Source organism: Tannerella sp., assembly GCF_030528505.1.
In the GTDB taxonomy this organism is placed as follows: Bacteria; Bacteroidota; Bacteroidia; order Bacteroidales; family Tannerellaceae; genus Tannerella.
In genome coordinates, this window is sequence record NZ_JAUMYS010000028.1 from 19,771 (window position 1) to 38,392 (window position 18,622).

9 protein-coding genes are annotated in these 18,622 nt (G+C 47.8%); 6 read left to right on the plus strand and 3 right to left on the minus strand.

The annotated features are described in order from the left end of the window. Nucleotides 1–3: 3 nt before the first annotated feature. The 4 genes from Q4A89_RS06065 (at nt 4) to Q4A89_RS06080 (ending at nt 14,671) form a co-directional block, all read left to right on the plus strand. Nucleotides 4–8,166 carry an InlB B-repeat-containing protein gene (locus tag Q4A89_RS06065; RefSeq protein ID WP_303184340.1) on the plus strand — a complete coding sequence of 2,721 codons (8,163 nt, stop codon included), beginning with the start codon at nt 4–6 and terminating at the stop codon, nt 8,164–8,166. A 600-nt stretch (nt 8,167–8,766) separates the two neighbouring features. Continuing rightward, nucleotides 8,767–9,477: a DUF6261 family protein gene (locus tag Q4A89_RS06070; protein WP_303184341.1), complete on the plus strand. Its 711-nt coding sequence runs from the start codon at nt 8,767–8,769 to the stop codon at nt 9,475–9,477. A 109-nt stretch (nt 9,478–9,586) separates the two neighbouring features. Next, complete coding sequence (locus tag Q4A89_RS06075) at nt 9,587–12,718, plus strand: SusC/RagA family TonB-linked outer membrane protein (protein ID WP_303184342.1); 3,132 nt, start codon at nt 9,587–9,589, stop codon at nt 12,716–12,718. 21 nt (nt 12,719–12,739) lie between these two features. After that, nucleotides 12,740–14,671, plus strand: coding sequence for a SusD/RagB family nutrient-binding outer membrane lipoprotein (locus Q4A89_RS06080; RefSeq protein WP_303184343.1), 1,932 nt, complete (start codon nt 12,740–12,742; stop codon nt 14,669–14,671). A 225-nt stretch (nt 14,672–14,896) separates the two neighbouring features. Here the strand turns inward: Q4A89_RS06080 and Q4A89_RS06085 are convergent, their stop codons facing one another. The 3 genes from Q4A89_RS06085 to Q4A89_RS06095 all read right to left on the minus strand — a co-directional run bounded on the left by Q4A89_RS06085 (nt 14,897) and on the right by Q4A89_RS06095 (nt 16,635). Further along, entirely contained in the window at nt 14,897–15,310 is a 414-nt protein-coding gene (locus Q4A89_RS06085; protein WP_303184344.1) for an RNA-binding S4 domain-containing protein, read from the minus strand. Nucleotides 15,311–15,312: 2 nt separating this feature from the next. After that, a complete protein-coding gene (gene pth / locus Q4A89_RS06090; protein WP_303184345.1) occupies nt 15,313–15,876 on the minus strand; it encodes an aminoacyl-tRNA hydrolase in 564 nt (187 codons plus the stop codon). Between the two features lie 93 nt (nt 15,877–15,969). Next, nucleotides 15,970–16,635, minus strand: a complete 666-nt coding sequence (locus tag Q4A89_RS06095; protein ID WP_303184346.1) for a 50S ribosomal protein L25/general stress protein Ctc — start codon at nt 16,633–16,635, stop codon at nt 15,970–15,972. Nucleotides 16,636–17,054: 419 nt separating this feature from the next. Between Q4A89_RS06095 and gmd the strand changes: the two genes are divergently transcribed. Together gmd and Q4A89_RS06105 are read left to right on the plus strand one after the other, a co-directional pair. After that, a complete protein-coding gene (gene gmd / locus Q4A89_RS06100; protein WP_303184347.1) occupies nt 17,055–18,131 on the plus strand; it encodes a GDP-mannose 4,6-dehydratase in 1,077 nt (358 codons plus the stop codon). A 70-nt stretch (nt 18,132–18,201) separates the two neighbouring features. Continuing rightward, on the plus strand, nt 18,202–18,622 hold a 421-nt coding region (locus tag Q4A89_RS06105; protein ID WP_303184348.1), incomplete at its 3' end, for a four helix bundle protein.

Consider the following 18,622-nt stretch of genomic DNA (forward strand, 5'->3'; position numbering starts at 1 on the left):
ATAATGAAAGGAAATTACGTTATTCGACGAAGGTGGAACACCTTCTCTGTTGCCATAGCAGAGTATGCGTATAAAAATACGCTGCGTTTCTGGCTGATGGCATGTTTGATATTATGCTCTGGTACCGGAGCCTGGGCGCAAAGCGCTCAGGTAATCAATCCTACGGGAGGAACAGGATTAAATGATGGTTTGAAAATTCAGGTAAATACGAATGGAGCATTAGCGGTCTATCGGAATAATATGGCTCAGTATTGTTGTTCAAATGTTTGGCCGAGTGGTGCTACGGGTGGTGTTCCTTTGACATTTCGTTTCAGTCGAGGAGGGTCGTATAATGCTTCAACGGCAACTTTGACGGCTTGTTCTACTACTCCTGTACAACAGAGTGGGAATACGTATACGACCAGTATTACGGGATGGGTTCGGTCTACGATCTCATCGGATTTGTTCTATGTAACGATCAATGTGACTTATACGCATCCCAATAACTATTTCTATGTAGATTATTTTGTAAGAGCTGCTTCTAACTTGTCTGCTTCCGGACAGAACCAACTTCTCCATCTCTATTTATCTCACGATGCTTATATTTTGGGAAAAGACGGTTCTCGAGGGTATCGATCGACAAATGGCACCGGCGAGCTTGTAGGAAACTACCGGTTGGCAACAGACAGAGGTAACTGTGGTGGTGGAGAAAATAATCCGACATATCCTTCCACTCACGGTTTTAAAACAAAGAACGGTTTCCGAAGTTATTATACCGGACCTTATAGTCCTCGTAATAATATAGGATCAGATCTTAGATTGTCGAATACAATCAATACAACGTGTGTGGATGATGGGGTTGCTGTAGAGTTTACTGTTGGGCCTTTTACTTCTGCAGGGCAAGTATTAGCCAAGCAGGTGTTACACGGATACGGAAACAATCAAGGAGAATTTGATAATACGCCTGTCAATGATCCGTCTGTGCCTACTATACCGTCTTCACCTGTACATATTGCATTTACATCGGACTCTTATGCCGAGCCTGAGGGAGACGCCGGGGAGCGAGCCGCTAATACGATAAAAATACGTGTTAGTGACGGAGTTTTATATCAGGACCAGGTATGTAATTTTACGTTGCATAACGGTACAGCCCAGCAAGGAGCTCATTTTAGCTACGTGAAAGGTGTTACTATTCCGGCGGGAGATTATCGCACATCGAAGGAAATTACACTGAACAACATTATGATTAAAGGTAATACCGAATGTAATAGTGATCGCACTTTTCAGATATCGATTGATGAGCCTGGCCAGTGTAATGACTTGATACAAAAAAGTCCGACAAATAATCGGGCGACTTTTACGATTCAAGAGGATGAAGTTCGTCCTACTATTACTACGAATTTACTTAATTTAGAGTATCATTATGGGCAAACCGTGCCTGCCATAACGTTTGCAACGAATCCGTCCAATGCAACTGTGGCTTGGACAAACTCGAATACGACTATCGGTCTAAATGCTTCTTCCGGAAACGGGAATTTACCTTCATTTACCGCAAGAAATGAAAGTAACGCCCCGATTACGGCGACAATTTCTGTTACTCCTCGAGTGATTTGTTCGGGAGCTGCACAGACGTTTACGATCAAAGTGCACCCCAAGCTTAAGATTGCATACGAGCATAATGGAGGGACAGCCCCGACTATCGCTAACCCGACGACTTTTTTATACGACCAGTCGATAACCGTCCAGAACGAACCGACACGCAAGGGGTATACTTTTAGAGGATGGACATGTCAGGAATTGAACATTACAACCCCCACTAAACCGTTTGTTATTCCGGCAAATACGGACAAGAATCTCACACTCCGTGCCGACTGGGGGCTTGACAACTATACGATTACCTATACTCTCAATGGTGGAGTAGAGGAGGGGGGAGCGAATCCGACGTTGTATGACGTGAATACGCCGAGTTTTTCGCTCAAGGCTCCCAGAAAGCCAGGCTTTACATTTAATGGTTGGACGGGTAGCAACGGAACATCTCCGAATCCTTCGGTTACTATTCCTGTGGGTTCTACCGGGAATAAGAATTACACCGCCAACTGGACGGAAAATACATATACGATTTCGTATAACTACAATTCCGGTAATGCGCCGACATCACCGATTCAAACCAATTATAAGATTACGGATGTGCCTTTTGATATTAATTCTACGGCAACCGCGAATCAACCTACGCGTACCGGCTATGACTTTACCGGTTGGACAGGGCCTAATGCTACTTCGGCAACAAAAATCGTACATGTAACGAATGCCGTATTCCTTCCTTCGGGCGATCCGCAAAACTTGTCGTATACGGCTAATTGGGTGCCGATCAATTATACGTTGACGTATCATCTGAATGGAGGGACAGCCTCGAATCCGGCGAACTATACGATCGAATCGGCCGAACTCAGTCTGAACAGGCCTATTCGCTCGGGATATACGTTTGCGGGTTGGTCAGGAACGGGGCTGAGCGGCCAGGTGATGGACGTGAGGATTCCGCGAGGCTCGACCGGAAATCGCGAATATACGGCTCACTGGACGCCGATCAATTATACTCTTACGTATCGGGATGGTTCGGCTAACATTACCGTTCCCGGAGCACCGACGCAATTCAATGATCCGCAGTTGCCACTTACCATTAACAATGAACCCACTAAACCGGGTTGGACCTTTACCGGTTGGACGGGCGGTGCCGGAGCAGATGGTGGAAAAGTGATTACCATTCCGAATAATACGCATGCAAATCAGGTATATACAGCTACGTGGACGCCGATAACTTATACGATTACATTCAACCCGAACAATGGAGTCAATCCGGTTATTCAGCAAGAGTGGACGACTTACGATATGTCCAAATTACCGTTAAGTGGTGTCAGTGTAACACCGACACGTACGGGATATACCTTTAACGGATGGACGGGGCACGGGCTGACGAATCATCTGGCTCCGTTCTCGATTGCCTCTACGACAAACGGGGTGCCCGGTAATTTGATCTATACGGCGCAATGGACGCTGGATACGTATAACCTGACCTATGATTTAGGAGGAGGAGCCGTTGCTACCGCAAATCCCGCTACATATACCTATACTACATCGGCTATTACGCTCAACAACCCGACGCGTACAGGCTATACGTTTGCCGGCTGGACCGGAACCGATATTGCCGGTACAAGCATGTCGGTACAGATTCCGCAGGGGTCCGTAGGACATCGTTCGTATACGGCTACGTGGACGGCCGACAGATATACGATCACCTACAATCTGGCCGAAGGGATGGTGACTACACCCAATCCTGATGAGTATTATGTCACGACTCCCACCATTTCGCTCCATAATCCGAGTCGTTCGGGCTATACGTTTGCCGGATGGACGGGAACGGGTATTACCGGTTCGTCCACGTCGGTACAGATTCCGTTAGGTTCTACCGGAAACCGTTCGTATACCGCAACGTGGACTCCGGTTACGTATACAATTAAATATGTAGATGATAACGGATCGACCGTCCTTTCTGCCGCATCATTATCGGCCGGAGCGCCGACACAGTTCAATGATACGGAGTTGCCAAAGAGTTTTACCGTAACAGCGACTAAAGCGGGTTGGACATTCGAAGGATGGGAGCAAGGCGCCGGAGCTGATGGGACACCTGATGTAACGATACCGAAGGCTGCCACTTCTCATGCCCATCAGACGTATAAAGCCAAATGGACGGTGATTAATTACGATATTACGTATTCGCTCGACGGTGGAACTGTCGGGACGTCTGCTAACCCGTCGACTTATCAGGTGACGTCTGCCCCAATCATGTTGACTCCTCCTACCAAATCTGGCTATACGTTTGCCGGCTGGACAGGTACAGGCCTCAGCACACCGACTTTGAATGTGACGATTCCGACCGGTTCTACGGGTGCGCGTTCGTATACGGCAACATGGACACCTGTTATCTATACGATAAAGTATGTTGACGATAACGGCACAACACCGCTTACGACGGTATCCGCCGGCGCACCCACACAATTTGACGATACGCAGCTTCCGAAAACATTTAACGTAACGGCTACTAAGCCCGGCTGGACCTTTGTCGGTTGGACAGGCGGTGCCGGAGCAAGCGGAAGCCATTCTATTACCATTGCAAAAGAGTCGGCTTCGCACGCTAATCAGACTTATCAGGCCATCTGGACGGCCGATGATTATACGATTACGTTCAATGCAAACGGAGGAACGAATCCTACGATTCCGGTTCATCTGGCCGGTTACAAGATGACTTCTCTGCCGCTTACGACCAACGTGGTACCTACTCGTACAGGCTATACCTTTGCCGGCTGGACGGGACACGGCCAGACGAATCAGACGGCTCCGTTTACGATTACGTCGACGACTACGGGGGTTCCTGGCGATCTGGTTTATCATGCCGGCTGGAATATCATCACTTATCAGATCAGTTACGACCTCGACGGAGGAATGGTGGCGGGTAATCCTGCAACGTATCAGGTTACCGACAATAATATTACCCTGACAAATCCCACGAAGCCGGGTTGGACGTTTGTGGGCTGGACGGGTACAGAGCTGGCGTCTGCCAGTCAGTCGGTAACGATCCCGCAAGGTTCGACCGGAAACAGAAGTTATAAGGCTACGTGGTCGGCTAATGCCTATACGATCACCTTCGATCCGAATCAGGGCGTGAATCCGACGAATATACCGACGCAATGGTTAGGGTATAATATGACGGACTTACCGTTGAATCAGATCAGCGTGACGCCTACCCGTTCGGGATATGACTTTACCGGTTGGACAGGACCCGGACAAACAAATCAGACAGCGCCGTTCAGCATTACGGATGTTACCCCGACCGTGCCCGGAAATCTTGTTTACGTAGCCGGCTGGAACATCATTACCTATAATATAACGTATGCGCTTGATGGAGGGACAGTCACTCCGACTAATCCTGCTACTTATCAAGTAACGACTCCGGCCATTACGCTGAACAATCCGACCCGCACGGGGTATACGTTTGCCGGTTGGACAGGGACTGATCTGACGGCACCGTCAGCATCGGTGACGATTCCCACCGGCTCTGTCGGACAGCGCGATTATACGGCTACATGGTCGGAAAACGGATATACGATTACGTATAACCTGAATAACGGAACGGCACCGGCTACGCCCAACAAAGCAACGTTCAAGATTACCGAGGTACCATTTACAATAAATACGACCGCTTCTGCCAATCAGCCGACGCGTATGGGGTATGATTTTACAGGTTGGACGGGACATGACTTAACGGTTCCGGACAAGACGATCAACGTGCAGGCAAATACGTTCTCTACACCGGGTACGCCGGAGAACTTGACTTATACCGCGCATTGGAGTCCGATTACGTATGCGATCCGTTATACGTTGGATAATGGTACGGCCGGGGTCGGTCATGTTACGTCCTACACGGTCGAGACGGCTACATTCAATTTGGTGCCTCCGACACGGAGCGGCTGGACGTTCGTGGGATGGACAGGTAGCAACGGTTCCGTACCGCAAACAACCGTTACCGTTCCGCAAGGCTCTACGGGCGAATTGAACTATACGGCCAATTGGAGTGCGAATGCTTACACGATAACGTTCGATGCAAATAATGGCGTAAACCCGACGATTCCGTCTAATCTGGCGGGATATAATGTGACGGACTTGCCGCTTGATGTAAATATTGAGCCCACACGTTTTGGATATACTTTCAAAGGATGGACGGGGCACGGATTGCCGGGCACGACGGCCCCGTTCCGGATCGAAAACACGATGCCGGGAGTGCCCGGTAATCTGACCTTTACGGCTACGTGGGAGTTGAACAGCTATACTCTCCATTATCATCTGGGAGGAGGAATTCATGTGCCGGGCAATCCGCAGGCGTACGATGTGACCCAATTACCCGTCGATGTGGCAACCGAACCGACGCATCTCGACCCGAATACCGTCTTTATCGGCTGGACGTGCCGCGAAATGCCGAACGTCCCGATGACGCTGATGTTTACGATCCCGGCCCAAACAGCCGGCGAGCTGAACTTCGATGCGCACTGGACAAAGAGTCTGCACAGTCTGAACAATAATCATCCGGGCAATATCAACGATACGTTGTTCGTTTGCGAAGGCCCGCGTAAGCTGTACGGCGACCCGCAGGGAAAATCGTGGCAATGGATACTGCCCGACGGTCAGACGCTGACGACGATGAACATCGATGCAAAGAAATCCGGACGTTACGTGTGCAGCACGAACTACGGAACAAAGATTATCAATGATACGTTACATGTTTACTTCCTGCTTGAAAACAGTCAATCGTCGATCCGCTATATTACGACCACGGGAGCCAAGCTGAACCGTCCGCAGGAATTTGTACTCGATATTCCGCGCGAAATGTGGCCGCATGTTACGTCGAACTGGAACGTGGCTTACGGAGGAGGAGTAATTCGCAAGTCTTCGGCCGATTCGCTGATGGTGACTTGGGGTACGACGGGAGATAAGTCGGTTACCGTCGACGTAACCTTTACGTATGCCGGTATCCGATGCAGTAAGCGGTTATCGACGAATATCCAGATCGGTCAGCGTTCGCTTGGGTTCTTTGTCGATCATCGGGCGACGGGTGGACAGCAAGACGGTTCGTCGTGGAAAGACGCCTTCCTGAATATCAGTGACGCGCTTGCCCGTGCTACGGTAGGCGACCGTATCTGGGTGGCCCAGGGAACGTATCGGCCTGTGTCCGGACGATCCTTCGAGATACGGCAAGACAGTATCGAGATTTATGGCGGTTTCGAAGGAACGGAAGAATATTTGTATCAGCGTAACATTGCCCAGTACCCGACGATTGTAAAAGGAAACGGATCATCGGTGTGGAAAGTGAAAAATTCGACGGGAAGCCGTATCGACGGATTCGTGATCGAAGACGGACGGGCCGAGCGAGGCGCCGGTGTGCTTTATGAAAGCGCTTCGGGTACGGTCGCGAACGCTATTATCCGTGATAATGTAGCCACCAGGCAGGGTGGGGGCATCTACCAGCCTGCGCCGTTGTATGGTCATCCGGCATCGCTGATAGTCAATACCGAAATCAGCGGAAACCAGGCACCCGAAGGCGCCGCGATCTACAACGATGGAGGCGAGCTGCATATGATGAATGCAACCGTCAGCGGTAACAAGGCCAAGCGTGGCGGCGGACTGTATAACCGTGCCGGCAGTCCTTTGATTACGAATACGATTATCTGGGGCAACGTGGCAACGGAAGCCGCGTCCGAGTTGCACGACGTAGTCAACGACGGAGGTTCTCCTCTCTACGCGTTCAGCATTATCGGCGGTTCGGGTGGTTCGGGTCGATGGAATGCGGCCATCGGACGCAACAGTCAGGGCAATATGGATCGCGACCCGCTCTTCAGACGCAAGGGGTTTGAGAATGACGGGGTGACGATGCGTCGCGGTGACTATAAGCTTTCGCATTCGAGCCCGGCCGTAGAGTCCGGTTATAATGGAGCGGCATTGCTCATCAAAACTCCGTGGGATATTCTTCTACAATATCCGAAGTCATCGTACCATTCGGGCTTACGTTTCGACTTGAATCATAAGGAACCTATCAACGAGAGTCGTGTAGATATCGGAGCGTATGAGTTCAATGCCGGAGATATTATTTTTCATCCGCTTGCGCGTCCGGTGACTCTGCCCGAAGTACCGGGACTGATTACCGAGCCGGGCCCCGGAATTCATATCGTAAAGGGACATGAAAACTTTGTCTTTACCGTACGGCCGAAAACAGGATACAGCCTCGAATATCTGACCATAACGACCGGTATTCCCGTTCGCGACAAGCACGGTATCCTGATGCAGAAGAACAGCGACGGTAGCGTAACCGTCACCATCCTGAAAGTCTGGGAAGCTCTTGACGTGTCGATTAACGGAGTCAGCCCCGTTTCCAACGCGTTGATACCCGAACATAAGGTGTGGGCGCACAGACAGCATCTCTATATCGAAGCCCGATACGCTACGATGATGCAGCTTTATACGCTCGACGGCAAGCTGCATATCCAGCAGATGCTCCCACAAGGAAGCACGAACCTTCCGTTAGCCGCCGGATTCTATACCGTAGTCATGGACGGTCGCGTTTACAAAGTGATGGTTGAATAAGCAACCGTTTTTTCTCTCCGGTACTCCGCGGAGTGCTGATCAGAGGCTGCCCCGTAAATAAATAAATGTTTACGCGGGCAGCTTTTTTTATTGAGGGCGGCGGAAGGGAAACAATGCGCAGCGTACTAAAAAATGTTATATAACATATAAGAAACCGGCTTCGTATTTAAAAAAAATATTTTACCTTTGCGACTACAAAAATCCTAAGTGAAGAATGAACTTCTGTACTTTTAAATTGAAATGGCCGATAGCTTGCGAACCGTATCTTAATCGGCAAAGAAATGCCTCTTTTATTGTAATGAATGTTAATAATAGGGAGGGGTATTTAACATGTATTTCACCGCTTAAAGCGTCTGTTTCAGAATCATTCTTCTTTCGTCCGAACGTTTTTACGTTTTTTTTATATTTAGTCCGCTGTCCGAACATCTTCGCGCGACTCATTAAGCTTTTCGTCCGTGTCCGAACATCTCCGCACGGCTCATTAGGCTTTCCGGCGGTGTCCGGCAATCTCCGCGCAGCTCGCGAGGCTTTCCGGAAGCGTCCGGAGCATATTTTTTCATCCCGACAACCGATTCTTTTAACTCCTTAAATACTCATCTTATGTTACGTATTGCTTATTCTAAATTATCTACCAAAGTATTAGGTAACTTGTCGAACCGCTCGCTCGAGGTCATCTCGCCGGCATATCAGAGCGGAGTGCTCCAACATAATCCGATCGTAGAGGTGTTGACCGCCAAGAACAAGGATTATCAGGACGTAGTGATCAAGCAAACGTATAGCGGTCTGGGCGATCCGGTGGCACAGGCCGATATGCTGCGCGACAAATTGTTTCGCAATCTTCGTCGGATGCTTCAAGGAATGGCCGCATTCGGCCATTCCTCCAAAAGCAAAGCGGCCGAAGCGTTGCTGACGGTCTTTGAAGAAACGGGCGATATTAACAACTTGTCGTATGCCGACGAAAATATGGTGATACGGACGTTGATTAAACGACTCGATGAGCCGGAAAATATGGGTCATCTTTCTACGGCCGTAGTCAAGGACGAATACGAAGCGTTGCGACTGGCGCAGGAAGCGTTTGAAAAGGTGAGCGCCGAACAGACGGATGCCAATTCGGCTTTGCGGCAAAAGATGTCGGCTTCGAGCGCGCGGCGCGAACTGGAACTGGCGCTGCGCAACGTGTTCTCGCTCGTTTCGGCCATGAAAGATGTGGCTGGCTGGGGAGACTTGTATCACGATCTCGACGAACTGCTCAAAGAAGCCCGCCAAAGCAACCGGAAGCCTAAAAAGGAAGTGCCCGAAGAAGGCGCGTAACAAAAAACGGAAATTTTATCGATGCGAAATACCGGGGCAGCCATGCCACCGGTATTCCGGATAGAGTCAACTAAATAAATTCTATTGTATAACTTAAAAACAAAAAAGCATGAAAGTAAAAAAACTTTTTGGAGCGAGAGGTCTGCTTACACTGTTGCTGTGTATCTCGACCCTTTCGCTTTCGGCGCAAACGATTACCGTACGGGGAACCGTGACGGATCGGAACAATGAACCGCTGACCGGGGCTACCGTTGTCGTGAAAGGGAGTACGAGTCAGGGTACGGTGACAGATCTTGACGGAAATTACACGCTGGCGGGTGTTAACGGCAAAGCGAATCTGGAATTCAGCTACGTCGGTATGAAGGCTCAGACAGTAGCCGTCAACGGCAGAACAACGATTAACGTAACGCTCGAAGAAGACAGCGAGATGCTGGGCGAAGTAGTGGTGACGGCGTTGGGTATTAAGCGTGAGAAGAAATCGTTGGGATATGCTTTGCAAGAGATTAAAGGCGATGAGATTATTCAGTCCAGAGAGGTGAATATGGCGAATGCGCTGTCCGGTAAAATTGCCGGATTACAGGTTGTTAAAGGCAGTAACGGCGTCGGAGGATCGTCTAAGATTGTACTTCGTGGAAATAATTCGTTGACGGGAGATAACCAGCCGCTGATTGTGGTAGACGGTGTACCTATGGACAATTTTACGGGGGCAAGTAACAACGACTTCTGGAATCCGAGCATGGATATGGGTAATGGTCTGGGCGACTTGAACCCGGAAGACATTGCATCGCTTTCGGTCTTGAAAGGCGCTTCTGCTGCGGCTCTTTACGGTTCGCGTGCCGGTAACGGTGTCATCCTCATTACAACGAAAACGGGTAGCGCACAAAAAGGACTTGGCGTTACGTTCTCTTCTACTACGGGTTTTGAAAGTGTCTTTATGATTCCGGATGTACAGAATGTATTTGGCCAGGGAAGCAACGGCGTATATGATGCTGAGGCCGGGTCGAGCTGGGGAGCTAAAATCGAAGGACAAGAAGTAGAAAAGTGGGATAAGAGCAAGGCTCCTCATCAGAACTACGACAATATCGGAAACTTTATGCGTACCGGAATCAATACGCAGAACTCCGTGGCTTTGTCTCGTCAATTAGGCAAAAGTTCATCGCTTTATTCTTCTCTTACGCATTCTTTAAATAATGATATCGCACCGGGATCGAAACTCGAACGTCTGAACTTAATCAGTCGTTTTGTGGCCGGATTCGGAAAAGATGACCGATGGACGGCCGATGTCAAGATTCAGTATATTAATACCTCCGTACACAATCGTCCGATTGGAGGAAACAAAGGAGAAAACTTCTGGAATACGGTCCTGACTATGCCTTCTACAATCGATATTCGCGACTTTGAGGCCGGCATTAATGAATTCGGAAACCATATCTGGTATAATCCGAAAAGCGGCTTGAATCCCTATTGGGCGTACCGGTATAATATCAATGACGATAACAGAGATCGTTTCCTGATGAACGGTTCTTTGAAATATCAGATCACCGACTGGCTGAGCGCGGAAATCAAAGCCGGTACCGACTTGTATACGACGAATACGGAAGGAAAGACGTATGGCAAAGGGCCACTCACTTCGACCGGAAAATACAGCTTGGGCAAAAACGTGTTCAACGAAACGAACCTGAGCTATTTGTTCAGTGCCAGCAAAGACGATTTGTTCGGCAAAGTAGGTATGGCGGCGACATTCGGCGGTAACTTGATGAGACGTGAGAGCTCGTCGATATCTTCGAGTACGGGCGAATTGGAAGTGCCTAATCTGTTCTCGCTGAATAATGCGAAAGGACATCCCGGAGTATCTCAAGATTATAAGTTGCATAAAATAAATTCGTTGTACGGAACGTTGCAATTTAATTATGACAAATACCTGTTCTTAGACTTTACCGGACGAAACGACTGGTCTTCTACGCTTAGCAAAGCCAATCGCTCGTTCTTCTATCCTTCGGTAAGCACTTCGTTCGTATTTTCCGAACTTCTCCATAAAACAGAATCACTTCCTTGGTTGACATACGGTAAGCTTAGAGCTTCTTATGCAGCTGTAGGTAACGATATGGGACCTTATCAATTGTATAATTTCTTCAACATTGGTAAAGACCCTAACGGGAATACGACGGCCGGCAGAAATAATGTATTGTATAACGATAACGTCAAAAACGAGTTGATTAAATCGACCGAAATCGGTATCGAAGCGAAATTCTTTAATAATCGTTTGGGCTTCGACTTGGCTTTCTATAAATCGAATGCGACGAATCAGCTGTTAAATATTCCCATTAACCCGCTGAGTGGATATGAGTATAAGAAAATCAATGCCGGAGATATCGAGAACAAAGGATTTGAATTGATGATTAACGCTCGTCCTGTCGATACGCGTGATTTTGCATGGGATCTCACTGCGAATATTGCGAAAAACATCAATACCGTAGTTGAACTTTCGGATGAGGTGACTCAGTATGGTTTGGGGTGGCCTTTCGAAAATATTCAGATTCTCGCAGCAACCGGAGAACGATATGGAGTCATTTACGGAAGTAAATATGCCCGGGTGGAAGATGAGAAAAGCGAACATTACGGTAAAATCATTGTCGATGAAAACGGAATCCCGACCGCAGCCGAAGGCAGTCATTATCTGGGTGACCAGCAGCCGAACTTATTGTTAGGCTTGACGAATACGTTTACATATAAAAATCTTTCGCTTAGTGTGCTTTTAGACGCACGTTTCGGGGGTAAGATTTATTCGTATACCAACTACCTGTTGAAATCGAACGGACGTTCGGCTGCTACAGTAGTCAATGGAGAGCGTGCTAATATCGTGTACGACGGAGTCGTTAAACAGGGCGATCAATATGTTCCCAATACGAAAGAAGTATCGCCGCAAGTCTTTTGGACTACCTTGGCCGGCAGATCGAACAGAAACGTAGGTATTACCGAAGACAACTTGTTTGATGCGACGAATATCCGTATCCGGAATGTGGCTTTGAATTATCAAGTTCCATTTAAATATGCTCAATTGATCGGTGCGCAAGGCGCCAAAGTCGGTGTGTCGGTCAATAATCTGTGGATGATTGCCAGCCATTTGAATGGTGTTGATCCGGAGTCGGTTTATGCAACCGGAACTAATGCCGTAGGTCTTGAAAGTTTGTCACCTCCTACTACAAGGTCTTTCTATTTTAATCTATCCGTAAGTTTCTAACACAAAGAAAATAAAATCACTATGAAAAAAATATATTTTAAGATAGGCGCATTCGTTTGTTTGTCCACGTTGTTTACCGCCTGTGGCAATTTTGATGAGATCAACAAAAATCCGACTGCCGCCGATATTGATCAAGTACAGATTGAGTACTTTATAAATAGCTCCATTATTGGTGCGCAGCAGAATCCGGATATTGCCGAACGTGCTTTCGTGCTATACTGGAAAGATGCCGGACATATGGACCGGATCGGTTCGCTTTCTACAGGATATACCGATAACGGTTGGACAACGAATTATTTTAATGGAGCCTCGAAATGGTTGGGCGATGTAAACACCGCCATACAAGTGGGCGAAATGAAAATTCAATCGGGAAACATAGACGAGTATTCCAATAACTTATTGCAGGTAGCCAGAATATGGCGGGTTTATATGATGAGCGAATTGACCGATTTGTTCGGCCCGATACCCATGAATGGCTTCCAAGGGGTAAATCCGGATTTCAACAAGGTCGAGGAAATCTATGATTTTATGCTCAAAGAGTTAAAAGATGCCGTTTCCAAAATGAATGATAAGACGGTGATCGACCGCGTAAAGAAAACGGATCCGGCTTACCAGTATGATTTTGGCAAATGGAAAAAGTACGGTAATTCGATGCGGATGCGTTTGGCGATGCGTATTTCGAATGTTGATCCGGCACGTGCCAAAACAGAATTTGAAGATGCTGTTAAAGGCAGTGATTTTATTGCCTCTCTGAGCGATAATTTCAAGGTGCAAGAAAAACCGGGATGGGATCCGCTTACCGGAGTGATGAGTCGTGAGTGGAATGCGCAAAGACTGTCTACCACGATTAATAATCTGTATATCGGATTAGGTGGTGTGAGTACGGAAGTTCAAGTAAAGGGGGATGCAAAGGCTTTAGCAAAAGTAAAACCCGAAAATTGGATGGGTATCAAATATGAACAGCAGTTTACGACAAAAACGAATGATCCATCTGCCGGATATTGGTTCGACGGATTACATGCCAAAATAGACCCGCGTGCTTATAAGACGTTTATTATCCCCGGACAGTTCGATAATCCGGAATATAATAAATACCCATCATGGGCACCGGATCAGACGGGTAAGACGGAGCGTCCGCTGCTGAAACCCAGAGCCAACGACCCGGAGAAGACCGATACGCTCGTAAAGATTGATGCTGCTTATTGCTGGAATGCTGCTGTAGCAGGATCATGGGATAAGAAAGGAACTTATAATAGGGTGATAGGATGGCCGGGATGTCTTCCGCGTTTGGCGAACCGATTCAGAAACAGTTCCGAGTCGCGTATATTCTTCGCATCGTGGGAATCTTATTTCCTAATCGCGGAAGCTGCAGTAAAAGGATGGAACGTACCGATGAGTGGCAAAGCTGCTTATGAAAAGGGGATTGAAGAAAGCTTTACATACTGGAACGTTTCCGAACACTATGCGGCTTACATTGCTTCCGAAAATTATAACAGAGTGGGTACTTCTGTAAAATGGGAGCATGTAGCAGAACCTTCAGCCACTGTTTCGATGGAGTATAAGGACGGAGAAACCGGCGAAACGAAAACGATGGATTACAAATATCCGGTAAATACGATCTATAAGAATGGTAGTGTCAGAAACGACCTGCTTACCAAGATTATTACGCAGAAATTCCTTGCCCAAGTGCCTTGGCTGCCTCTTGAGGCATGGAGTGATCACCGTCGGTTAGGCTTGCCTTTCTTCGAAAATCCTGCCAGAGAGTTGCCGTTGGAAGGTATGCCGGCTTTGACAGAGTCGAACTATATGACGAATAGTTGGGACTTTTTCCCGCAACGCGTTCCTTATCCGACATTCTTGAAGAACAATGTGCCGGAAGGATATAATCAAGCCGTTAGTCTGCTCGGAGGAAAAGACGATATTCATACCGTGCTTTGGTGGGCTAAACATTAATTACGGGAAAAGTATAATGGCTTTATAACAAGAGGCTATCCGGAGAGTGTAAACTTGACGGATAGCCTTCGTTATTTTCAGAACGGTTAGAAAAAAGCAGTTTTTACTTTTCGTTTATTTGCGTTCGGCCAACGAATCAACAGCTAAACAAATCAACACCTCAAAGCCCGCAAGGGCGTTACTACCCTGACTACTTTAACTACTTAACGGCTACTTTAGCATGGTTTATAGCTCCTCGTCGTTCCAGAAAAAGTCGTCGGTTATATCGAGACTCGTAAATTGCTCCAGCTCGCGGCGTTCTTTTTTCGTGGGGCGTCCCAATCCTTTGGCCCGGTCTACAAAGCCGGATATCCGGCTTAGTTCCAGTTTCTCGTACTCTTCGGGAGGGGTGACGTTTTCGAGATATTCGGGCACTAATTTGGCACCCATGCGGTTTTCGGTCAGACGAAGCACTTTGAACGAGAACGTGACGGGCGGTTTACGCACTTCGATGATGTCGCCGACCTTGATCATTCGCGACGGCTTCACGTTCACTCCTCCCATAGCGATGCGGTTCTTTTTGCAGGCGTCGGCCGCGATGGTGCGTGTCTTGAAAATACGCGTGGCCCACATCCATTTATCGATTCTGACTTCTTCCATCTCTATCGGCGGTTGAACTGATTCATGGTTATATCCGGTCCGGCAAGGCAGAAGCTGCGTATCATCTCGGCTGCGAGTTTTACGCAGTCCGGCATTTGGTCGAGTTCTTCGTCGGTGAAGGGACTCAGAACGTAATCGACCTGTCGGCCGCGTGGAAAGTCGTTCCCAATCCCGAAACGCAGACGCGCATACGCTTCCGTACCGAGCAATTCCTTGATATTTCGCAATCCGTTGTGTCCGGCATCACTTCCTTTCGGCTTCAGTCGTAACGTGCCGAACGGAAGCGACAAGTCGTCTACCACCACAAGCAGTTGCGAGATGGGCACGGATTCTTTTTGCAACCAGTAACGTACGGCATGGCCGCTCAAGTTCATAAACGTATTCGGCTTTAAGACGACAAGCTCGGCATTCTTCACACGAAAACGCGCCACGGCTCCGTAACGCTCTTCCGTGAAGCGCGCGCCGGCCGCTTCGGTCAGTTCGTTAACCACACGGAAACCGATATTATGGCGTGTTCCCCAGTACTCTTCGCCTATATTTCCTAACCCGACAATCAGATGTTTCATTACTTTACTCGAAAAAGAATCATTAAAAAAGAGGAGCATGTCTCTTTCGAAAAACATCTCCTCCCTCTTTGTTTACAAAAGCAATCGCTTTCCTTATTTTCCGGCTGCAGCGGCCGCAGCTCCGGCTGCACTCTGTGCAGCACGTGTCATCTTCACTGCGCATACGACTGCATTCTTCGGACTGATCAATTCGACATGATCAAACTGCAATTCGCCTACTTTGATGGTTTTGCCCAATTCCAGATGATCGACATTAACCGTCAGCTTCTCCGGAATCTGTTCTGCCAGCCCTTTCACTTTCAGTTTACGCATGGCCTGCGTCAACTTACCACCGGCTTTTACACCGACCGCGTGTCCGGTCAATGCTACCGGAACGTGCATTTCGATCGGTTTGTTGGCAAAGACTTCCTGAAAGTCCAAATGCAGTATCGCATCCGAAACGGCATGGAATTGAATCTCCTTCAAAATGGCATTCACTTTTCTTCCGTCGCCCATCTCGATCGAAACCAGATGGATTTCCGGCGTATAGATCAATTTGCGCACTCCATCGAACGATACGGAAAAATCCGTGACAATAATGCCTTTTCCGTCTCCGATTTCTACCAACTTCTCTCCTGCGTTCATCTTTCCCGTGTAGGGCAATGAAACAGGTTCCTGACCATACAAAACGGCCGGGATCATTCCTTGTTTACGCAGGTCTTTCGACATTTTCTTGCCGAGGCTTTCCCGCGGCGTTCCTTTCAACTCAAATGTTTTCATTTTTCTCTTAAAATTGTGTTACTCAAAATTAGTTTCTGCTTCCTAATTTCCCATCACACGACGACAGGCCTTTCAAAAAGCGCCGCAAAGATAAGAAAAAATACCGGAAAATCATCCGGCGGGTAACGGAAAGACAGGGCGACGACGTCAAGTTCTAAGGTCATGTTTTCCAAGCATAGAAAAAAATCCGATAAGCATCGGTTTCAGATCCGATAGGCATAGAAAAAAATCCGATAGGCATCGGATTTGCAACCTGTGCCTTAAGGAAACCGCATAGAATCTTTTGAAAAGACAAACGTTGTATCATAGCAAAGACACACGTTACCAATCATGTTTTTTTTCTTTTGCGATTTTTCGGTTTGCTTGGAAGACGAAATATTTCGTGTACTTTTGCTTTCGTAATCATTTTATTCGGATTGATGAAAAAGACAGCATTAATTACAGGTATCACAGGGCAGGACGGCTCGTTTCTGGCCGAGTTTTTGATTGAAAAAGGATACGAAGTACATGGCGTTCTTCGCCGTTCTTCGTCATTCAATACAGGACGGATCGAACATTTGTACCTTGATGAATGGGTGCGTGACATGAAACGGCAACGTCTCGTAAACCTGCACTACGGCGATATGACCGACAGCAGTTCGCTCGTGCGGATTATCCAGCAGACACGGCCCGACGAAGTGTATAATCTCGCCGCGCAGAGTCATGTGAAAGTGAGCTTCGATGTGCCGGAATATACGGCCGATGCGGACGCTCTCGGAACACTTCGCCTGCTGGAAGCCGTGCGCATCCTCGGGATGGAGAAAAAGACACGCATCTATCAGGCTTCGACCTCCGAGCTGTTCGGACTCGTGCAGGAAGTGCCCCAGAAGGAGACGACTCCTTTTTATCCGCGTTCGCCCTACGGGGTGGCCAAGCAGTACGGCTTCTGGATTACGAAGAATTACCGCGAGAGTTATGGCATGTTTGCCGTAAACGGTATTCTGTTCAACCATGAGAGCGAGCGACGTGGCGAGACGTTCGTCACACGCAAGATCACTCTCGCAGCAGCACGTATCGCACACGGGTTGCAGAATAAGCTGTATATGGGCAACCTCGACGCGCGTCGCGACTGGGGATATGCCAAAGATTATGTGGAATGTATGTGGCTGATGCTTCAACATGATCAACCCGAAGATTTTGTGATTGCCACGGGACAGATGCATACCGTGCGCGAGTTTTGTACGCTGGCTTTTAAAGAAGCCGGCATCGATTTGCGCTGGGAAGGCGAGGGCATAGAAGAAAAAGGAATAGACGGGAAGACGGGGCGTATACTCGTCGAAGTCGATCCGAAATATTTCCGTCCGGCCGAAGTGGAGCAGTTACTCGGTGACCCGACGAAAGCAAAAACGTTGCTGGGCTGGAACCCGAACAAAACGTCGTTCGAGCGTTTAGTGAAAATTATGGTGGAACATGATTTGAAGGGAGTGGGAAAGCAGTTAGCCATCAGTAATCAGTAGTCAGCGATCAGCAGTCAGCAACACTAAAAGCTGAACACTGAAACAACGTAAATGCAAAAAGGACAAACAGATGAAAGATTTTAGGAAATTAAAAGTTTGGGAAAAGGCACATGCTTTTGTGTTGACTGTATATACGGTTACGCGGAATTTTCCTAAAGAGGAAATATATGGATTGACATCACAGATAAAGAGAGCTTCATTATCAATAGGCCTAAATATTGTGGAAGGATGTGGCAGAAACAGCAATGCTGACTTTAAACGTTTTTTGCAAATAGCCTTTGGTTCTGCATGTGAAGCCGAATATTGTATTATTTTGTCGCACGATTTGAAATATATTACTTATGAGGAGTTTATATCTTTACAGCAGAAAATAGTAGAAGTAAAAATGATGCTTTCATCTTTAATGAATAAGCTGACCTCGGATAAGCGGTCAAATCATCAGCGGTCATCAGCAGCAATCAGAAGTCATCGGCCAGTAGTCGGCAACACTG